At 62.1% G+C, this 4,369-nt stretch carries 4 protein-coding genes and 1 pseudogene; all 5 read right to left on the bottom strand.

Annotation, left to right across the window (positions count from 1 at the left end; genetic code table 11):
- Nucleotides 1-117 precede the first annotated feature (117 nt).
- Nucleotides 118-327: pseudogene (locus ACK5NW_RS14975) on the bottom strand (IS481 family transposase); the annotation flags it as partial.
- 85 nt (nucleotides 328-412) lie between these two features.
- A complete protein-coding gene (locus tag ACK5NW_RS14970; protein ID WP_416929491.1) occupies nucleotides 413-910 on the bottom strand; it encodes a dihydrofolate reductase in 498 nt (165 codons plus the stop codon).
- Nucleotides 907-1,893 (bottom strand): alpha-ketoacid dehydrogenase subunit beta, encoded by a 987-nt coding sequence (locus ACK5NW_RS14965; RefSeq protein ID WP_416929489.1) that lies wholly within the window; start codon nucleotides 1,891-1,893, stop codon nucleotides 907-909. Before ACK5NW_RS14965 ends, ACK5NW_RS14970 begins: the two co-directional genes overlap by 4 nt.
- Entirely contained in the window at nucleotides 1,884-2,897 is a 1,014-nt protein-coding gene (locus ACK5NW_RS14960; protein WP_416929487.1) for a thiamine pyrophosphate-dependent dehydrogenase E1 component subunit alpha, read from the bottom strand. Before ACK5NW_RS14960 ends, ACK5NW_RS14965 begins: the two co-directional genes overlap by 10 nt.
- Before the next feature lie 273 nt (nucleotides 2,898-3,170).
- Nucleotides 3,171-4,369 (bottom strand): hypothetical protein (locus ACK5NW_RS14955; protein WP_416929485.1); only part of this gene is annotated, 1,199 nt, incomplete at its 5' end.

Raw genomic sequence — 4,369 nt, 5'->3', positions numbered from 1 at the left:
CTTGCGCGTGCGTTTGGCTGCAAGCTCGAATCCAGTGGTGGCAAGGCTTGTCTGTTGCATCGCTCCACTGTCTCAGATCAGGCCGTCATGGGGCTGACTTTTGCAGACCTTCCCTAGGTGCTTTGCCCTCGACTGCGATCGTGACTGGGCTTTGAGATTGCCCACCCCGTGACGGCACAGGCACCGATCCAGGTCCGAGCGGGAGACATCGGCACAGATGAACTCACGGCAGACGGTCAGCAGGTCATCCAAAGGCCGCAGCAAGGTACGACGAAGTTCCACCACGATGGCCTCTTGAGCAACAGACAGAGTGGTTTGCAGCCGGTGGCCGACCGCTGTTTCCAGGCATTGGCCAGCCCCATTTCTCGTGGAAGAAGCTCGGGTTTGACGCTTTGATACTGCGAATGCAGGCTTATCTCCGATAAATCACGAAGCTCAGGCGCAGGCCGTTGGCGGCGATGATGGGGTGGCGCTGGGTTTCGTGCCACTCGGGGCCAATCGCCGGGGCGTAGGCGTCGCCCGTAAAGTTGGCGTCGATTTCAGTCACCACCAGCATGTCGGCCAGCGGCAGGGCCTGTGCATAGATTTGCGCGCCACCGATGACCCAGGCCACTTCTGATTGATCGCAAATTTGTAGCGCATCACGAAGACTGGATGCGCGTTGAGCGCCATTTTGATGCCAATCGTCTTGTCGGGTGACGACGATGTTGCTGCGCCCGGGCAGGGGGCGAAAGCGCGGCGGGATCGAATCCCACGTGCGCCGCCCCATGATGACGGGGTGACTGAGCGTGGTGCGTTTGAAGTGCGCCAGGTCTTCTGGCAGGTGCCAGGGCATGATGCCCTCTTTGCCAATGACGCCGCCACGCGCCTGCGCCCAGATCAGTCCTAGCTTTGGCTTGGGGGACGTCATTGGCCCACCAGCTTGTGTGTTGCTGCCACGATCTTTTCCGCCTCCACGCGCGCTTCAGCCTCCAGCGTGGGGGCGTAGCCCACCGGAATGCGGGGCGCGCCCAGGCGGGCGACCTTGGCGTTGCTCCATTCGGCCACCGTGGCGACGATTTCGGCCCCAAAACCAGCGACTTGAATCGCCTCGTGCACCACCAACAGGCGGCCTGTTTTGGCCACGCTGCGCAGTACCGCGTCTTTGTCCCACGGCCACAGCGTGCGCAGGTCAATGATTTCAGCCTGCACGCCTTGTGCGGCCAGTTGCCCGGCGGCTTGCTCACAGGCTTGCAATTGGCGCGACCAAGAGACGATGGTCACGTCGCTGCCTTGGCGCGCCACGCGCGCCTGACCCAGCGGCACCACCTCGCCAGGGGTGACCGCACCGGGTGTGCCCCACAGCTCTTTATGCTCCATGTAGACCACCGGGTCGCCCGAGGCCAGCGCGGCCAGCAGCAGACCGTGGTTGTCGGCTGCCGTGGCGGGGGCTACCACCACCAGGCCGGGGATGTGGGCAAACCAGGCTTCCAGCGACTGGCTGTGCTGCGCCGCCGAAGACGACCAGATGCCAATGGGCATGCGCAGCACCATCGGCACCCGGCCCTGGCCGCCGAACATGTAGCGGTTTTTCGCCGCCTGGTTGACCACCTCGTCGATGGCGCACAAGGCGAAGTCGACCACGCGCAATTCCACCACCGGCGTGCAACCGGCCAACGCCATGCCGACGGCGGCACCGACGATGGTGCTTTCTGAGATGGGGGTGTCGATGATGCGCTGCGGCCCAAAGCGCTGCACCAGCGGCGCACCATCAGCGTCGCGGTATTGGCCGAACACGCCGCCCCGGCCCAGGTCTTCGCCCAGGGCGATGACGTGAGGGTTGGTGTCCATGGCTTGGCTGAGGGCCAGCGCCGCCGCTTGGGCATAAGTGAGTTGCACGGCGCTCATAGCCATGCCCCCGTACCCGTGTTTTGGATGTCGGTGTAGGCCGCTGCTGCATCCGGCAGCGGCGCGGCGGTGGCGGTGGCCACGGCGGCGTCGATCTCGGTTTGGGCCTCATCTTCGATCTGTTTGACGGCCACCGCATGGCCTTGCTCCACCAGTTGTACGCGGGTGCGGGCAATGCCGTCGCGCGCCAGCGCAGCGGCCACGGCGGCGGGGTCGCGGTACAGGCCGGGGTCGACCGAAACGTGGCCCTTGTGCCGGTCGGTCAGCGCGTGCAGCAGGCGCGGGCCGCTGCCTGCGCGGATTTCGCGCACCAGCGTGGCCGCAGCGACGCTGACGGCCTGTACGTCGGTGCCGTCGACTTGCACCGCAGGCAGGCCCAGTGCGGCAGCGCGCGCGCTGGCACCGGGGCCAGCCGTCATGGCACCGCTTTCGGTGGTGGCTGAGATGTGGTTGTCTTCGCACACGAACAGCACCGGCAGGTGGTAGACCACGGCCCAGTTCAGCGCCTCCATGAACGGCCCGCGGTTGATGGCCCCATCGCCAAAGAAGCAGACGACGATGGCCCCCTCGCTTTGGTGCACTCCGCGAATCTTCAAACCCTGCGCCGCGCCCACGGCAATCGGCAGGCCCGCCGCCACCACGCCGTTGGCCCCCAGCATGCCGACCGAAAAATCGGCAATGTGCATCGAGCCGCCCTTGCCGCCGTTGGTGCCGCTGGCGCGGCCGAACAGCTCGCACATCATGCGCGTCACATCGGCCCCTTTGGCCAGCGTGTGGCCGTGGCCACGGTGGGTGGAGGTGAGCAGGTCGGTGGTTTTGAGATGCGCGCACACGCCTGCGGCCACCGCTTCTTGACCCGTGGACAGGTGCAGCGGCCCGCGCACCAGCGCTGGGGTGCTGGAGGCTTGCTTGCCCCAGGCGGCCACGCCGCCCTGGCTGGCGACTTCGGCGGCGTTTTCAAATGCGCGGATGCGCACCATGGTGCGGTAGAGGCAAAGCAGATCGGGCATCGTGTATGGGGCAGCAAATGGTGTGAGCGGTACACAGTGCTGGAATTGAACAAGCCCCAAGATTAACGAAATTTCGTGTGCACACGCTCCGAAGCAGGAAAACTCAATTAACCAGTGTCCTAAATTCCAAATTCGTTGAACAAATCCACCGAGAATCGGCACCATGCGGCGTTGTAAAGCCTCGCGATACCGTCCGGTATCGCTGCGTTTTACGCCTTGCCTGGTACCGGTTTCGGCAGATTTCTCATGTCAATGAATTTACAACTCGGGACACTAGAGACAACTGGTGGATGACATTGGCGTGCTTCCAATACGACATTGGCGCGTATTGAAATCATAGATCCGGGAGTGGCCGGGATTACCTTTGGGCGAAGGCACTCCAGCCGGAATGAGAAATGTTGCCGAGTGTGCACCAACCAGCCCGGCTGGATATGTGAACTCTCTTAAAACAACATACGCGCGGTGGGGTATGGATTGTGAAGATCTGCGCCGGCCATGCTGGCCTGCAACGGGTGGGATATCGGGCGATGCCGTTGCCATCTCCCAGGCATCCATGTCGGCATGGGTGGCCGGGCGAATCACGCCTTGGGCGACGGCTTCGTCCAGGCCAGCTTGCTTGGTCAAAAAGGTGTTCGGGGCGCGAAAACTTGACGGTGGTGCAGAGGCTTCCGAGGTGAGCGCGACAACCCCTGTCTTGATCGACTCGCCCACCACGATGCTTCCAGACGGGTCACCCGGAAAGACCATGTTCACGGGTTTGCCGAACAGTTTTTGTGCGATAGGGTTTAACGAGCGGTTCTGATTCTGGCCGATATAAAAATAGCCACAGGCGCTGCCGTTGTTGTCGAGGTCATGGTTGAGTACAGGCACATTGCTTCTCAGCCCAGTGATGGCCTGGCGGTGATAGCCGGAGACGAGCACGGCGACAATCCGCGTGCCTTCTGTCCAGCCGATGTTCCAGACAGTCGGTTCATACGCGCCCAGCATCAGTGCAACGGGTTGTCCGGGGCTGTTGACGGCCACATCAAACTGGGTAGCTTGATGCCCACTTTGGTCAATTTGGAAATCCAGTTTTTGACCAGAGTAGCCGCCCGCCGCGTAGACGGCCATGTTGTCAGGAAAGTCAATGCCTTCAAATGTGCACGATTTGACTTCAAAGGGCTTGAGTGAGTCTGTCGATGTGCTCACGTTGTTGCTTTGGGTTTGTACGCGCTGCGTCGAAGGTTGTCGGGATGGATGAGGTGATTGGCGCGCAGACCGGTAAGGATTTATTCCTGCGGTGATGTCGCGCTCCTGTTGTTCGACCCAGGCCTTGGCGCGTTGGTCTGTACGTTTGCGCTCAAAGCTGGTATAGCTGTCGCATCCCGGACGATTGGATGACTTTGGTCGCCTGTGAAACAGGTGCGACTTTTCATCGTACCAATGCTTCATTGCTTCGATGGGCGTTTTGGACTTCAGGGCCGACTGCGGCA

The sequence above is a fragment of the Ottowia sp. genome, assembly GCF_047975795.1.
Lineage (GTDB): Bacteria > Pseudomonadota > Gammaproteobacteria > Burkholderiales > Burkholderiaceae_C > Ottowia.
The sequence above is the reverse complement of the archived record's forward strand: the minus strand, read 5'-3'. Positions and strand labels throughout refer to the sequence as shown.